The organism is Rhodococcus sp. NPDC078407, from assembly GCF_044542515.1.
Classification (GTDB): Bacteria; Actinomycetota; Actinomycetes; order Mycobacteriales; family Mycobacteriaceae; genus Rhodococcoides.
This window is the reverse complement of record NZ_JBITUQ010000064.1, coordinates 1-1093: the sequence shown is the minus strand read 5'-3', so window position 1 is coordinate 1093 and position 1093 is coordinate 1. Positions and strand designations below refer to the sequence as shown.

Sequence of the window (1093 nt, the reverse complement as noted above, 5' to 3'; positions counted from 1 at the left end):
TTCGCCCTACAGGCTTACACCAGTACAACCACTGACTGGCCCAGCTACCTTCCTGCGTCACCCCATCGCTTGGCTACTACCAGATCAGGTCCCACGCATCCACCACACGCCTCACTCTCGAAAGAGATCGGTCATGCAGATTCAGGGTGGTTAGTGTCACTGATTCACCATGGGCGCGGTTACACGGGTACGGGAATATCAACCCGTTGTCCATCGGCTACGCCTGTCGGCCTCGTCTTAGGTCCCGACTCACCCTGGGCGGATTAACCTGGCCCAGGAACCCTTGGTCATTCGGCGGACGAGTTTCTCACTCGTCTTTCGCTACTCATGCCTGCATTCTCACTCGCGCAGCCTCCACACCTGGATCACTCCGATGCTTCCATGGCTGCACGACGCTCCCCTACCCACCCACACACCTGCACACAGATCCGCAGACCTGAATGGGGCTATTGTGTGAGTGCCGCAGCTTCGGTGGTGTACTTGAGCCCCGCTACATTGTCGGCGCAGGATCACTTGACCAGTGAGCTATTACGCACTCTTTCAAGGGTGGCTGCTTCTAAGCCAACCTCCTGGTTGTCTTCGCGACCCCACATCCTTTTCCACTTAGTACACGCTTAGGGACCTTAGCTGGCGATCTGGGCTGTTTCCCTCTCGACTACGAACCTTATCGCCCGCAGTCTCACTGCCACGCTCTCACTCACCGGCATTCGGAGTTTGGCTGATTTCGGTAAGCTTGTAGGCCCCCTAGACCATCCAGTAGCTCTACCTCCGGCGAGAAACACGTGACGCTGCACCTAAATGCATTTCGGGGAGAACCAGCTATCACGGAGTTTGATTGGCCTTTCACCCCTACCCACAACTCATCCCCTCAGTTTTCAACCTAAGTGGGTTCGGTCCTCCACGACGTCTTACCGTCGCTTCAACCTGGCCATGGGTAGATCACTCCGCTTCGGGTCTAGAACACGCCACTACACACCTCACGGTGATACGCCCTATTCGGACTCGCTTTCGCTACGGCTACCCCACACGGGTTAACCTCGCGACATGCCACTAACTCGCAGGCTCATTCTTCAAAAGGCACGCCATCACCAGC

Annotated in this window: 1 rRNA gene; it reads right to left on the bottom strand. The window is 56.6% G+C overall.

From position 1 onward, the window contains the following. Positions 1 to 1093, bottom strand: a 23S ribosomal RNA gene (locus ACIGGF_RS25380); the annotation flags it as partial.